At 35.0% G+C, this 1,850-nt stretch carries 4 protein-coding genes; all 4 read right to left on the bottom strand.

Going from position 1 to position 1,850, the window contains the following annotated elements; genetic code table 11:
- Positions 1 to 118: 118 nt before the first annotated feature.
- Complete coding sequence (locus V7024_RS20190; protein ID WP_335523207.1) at positions 119 to 454, bottom strand: HNH endonuclease; 336 nt, start codon at positions 452 to 454, stop codon at positions 119 to 121.
- A gap of 148 nt (positions 455 to 602) precedes the next feature.
- Positions 603 to 779 (bottom strand): hypothetical protein, encoded by a 177-nt coding sequence (locus tag V7024_RS20185; RefSeq protein WP_335523206.1) that lies wholly within the window; start codon positions 777 to 779, stop codon positions 603 to 605.
- A complete protein-coding gene (locus V7024_RS20180; RefSeq protein ID WP_098917235.1) occupies positions 772 to 939 on the bottom strand; it encodes a hypothetical protein in 168 nt (55 codons plus the stop codon). The genes V7024_RS20185 and V7024_RS20180 overlap by 8 nt, the downstream gene beginning before the upstream one ends.
- A 570-nt stretch (positions 940 to 1,509) precedes the next feature.
- Positions 1,510 to 1,668 (bottom strand): hypothetical protein, encoded by a 159-nt coding sequence (locus tag V7024_RS20175; RefSeq protein ID WP_154713376.1) that lies wholly within the window; start codon positions 1,666 to 1,668, stop codon positions 1,510 to 1,512.
- Positions 1,669 to 1,850 lie beyond the last annotated feature (182 nt).

The raw sequence follows: 1,850 nt of genomic DNA, 5'->3' as shown, positions 1-1,850 counted from the left end.
ACCCCCCCTTACGTGCGTAATTTCGAAAAAAACCTGACAGTTAACCCCCTCCTCCGGTGCCCCAGTTCCCCAAAAAAGCTAAAACTTTTGACCGGGGGGTGTATTTAAAACTATTTTTCTACCACTTTTCATCGTGTTCCCATTTATTCTGTTTCTTTTGAAACGTTCTTCCATGTTCTTTGTTGTGGCAATCCACACAAACTGTTTCAAGATTATCTATTTCAAGCGCAAGATCTGGATGATGTTCAAGCTCTTTTATGTGATGGACAACTAACTGTATCTTCTTACGCTTTGCACTCTCACTGTACTCATTAGTTTCAGTACGAACATGACCGTTACGTTTACACTCTTGGCATTCGTAATTGTCACGATTCTTTACTTCTTCACGAAGTTGTTTCCATTCACCACTGTCATAGAACTTACGCTTCTGTTGTTTGGTTTTGTATTCCTTCATCGATCACTACAACCACCTCACAATAAACTCTTGAATGTATCTCAATTATATTGTATTATCTAGATGCGGACATTTATTAAATTATCAAGTTATTACCAATCCATTTTCTTACCTTTTTTCAGAACCTAGCTTCCTTAGGTTCTTTTTTTTACATAACAAAAAGAAGAGCACCTGTTTCCGCAAGCGCTCCTCTTTGGGTAAGGGCAAGAATTGGGATTACGAGATTCCTTTTAACTAAAGTTAAACGGTGTACAAGCAGTATATGCTCGTCCTTTGCAAAATGTGAAAAAGCACCCGAATGGATGCTTAGATTAAACTTATTCATTATTACCCTCTCTACTTTCATCATTATCTGATTTCGGGTCTAACAAGCTTCCTATATCAGACGGCAAAGTTAACTCTATACCAGCTACTGGTTGATTATCCTCATTAAAATAATACTTCTTCACCTTATTCAATTCTTCATTTTTCTTATTTTCACTCATATTACCCCGCCCTTTATGTATGATATTAAACACTTTACTTAATATGTACATTGAGAAAGATAATATACTATTTTTTCAACTCTCACACGACTTATACACTTTTGCATAATAAAAGAGCAACCGTGCACCAGTTGCCCTTTCGTCAAAATCTTATGTTATTACTATAAATACGGTAAATGAAGTTTTTACTCTCAATCAAATAAAGTAAAAAACCGCTACCTCAATCGGATAACGGTCTTTCATAAATAGACAAGTCATGTGTGCTTCATATTTCATTATATTTGGTTAAGGAGTTTTCACACCTCTTTCAACCGATGATTATAGTAATACGCTGCTTCCATCAGTTCAAAGAAGAGCAAAAGCTCTTCAATACTTCAATGTTCATTCAATCTGCAACATCGAAGCTGTCGAAAACCAAGGACTTAATGACAAAAGGGCCGTTTAATTATAAAAGTATCTTTGTGAGTCATGTTATTTCCGCCATTTCTCACAATACAAATATAACACGATAAATCCAAATCAACCGGCATATTTGCGGTCAAAAAACGGTCATGACTCTGCCACTAATTTTTATTTTCTTCTTTTCCATTTCTTCCAATTCTTCTGCTGCGACTTTCGTTTCTTGATACGTTGCTTACGCTGACTTATTTCTCTTTTCTTTTTCCATAACCTCATTGCGGCCATAGATTCCATAAATATCTCCATTTCCTCTGCGAGTGTAAGTTTCATTCCTGATCACCTTTTCCTATAGTTTTTAAGATTAATAACTAATTACCCATATCTTATATTTTGTGTAACTGATTGGAATGCTGAATCCATTGATATCAGTAACTTTATAAGACTTTCTATTTTGAGTTACACAACACAATAAAAATGGTTAACTATAAGTAAAAGTAGAGTAGAAAACTGAA

Origin of the sequence: Bacillus sp. JJ864 (assembly GCF_036963045.1) — a bacterium.
Classification (GTDB): Bacteria; Bacillota; Bacilli; order Bacillales; family Bacillaceae_G; genus Bacillus_A; species Bacillus_A pseudomycoides_C.
Note: the sequence above shows the minus strand (reverse complement) of the source record. Positions and strands in the feature narration are given on the sequence as shown.

Excerpts from the sequence above, each read along its gene's own strand:
- V7024_RS20175 (WP_154713376.1), bottom strand. The coding sequence starts at position 1,668 with ATGAAACTTACACTCGCAGAGGAAATGGAGATATTTATGGAATCTATG.
- V7024_RS20190 (WP_335523207.1), bottom strand. The coding sequence starts at position 454 with ATGAAGGAATACAAAACCAAACAACAGAAGCGTAAGTTCTATGACAGT.
- V7024_RS20185 (WP_335523206.1), bottom strand. The coding sequence starts at position 779 with ATGAATAAGTTTAATCTAAGCATCCATTCGGGTGCTTTTTCACATTTT.
- V7024_RS20180 (WP_098917235.1), bottom strand. The coding sequence starts at position 939 with ATGAGTGAAAATAAGAAAAATGAAGAATTGAATAAGGTGAAGAAGTAT.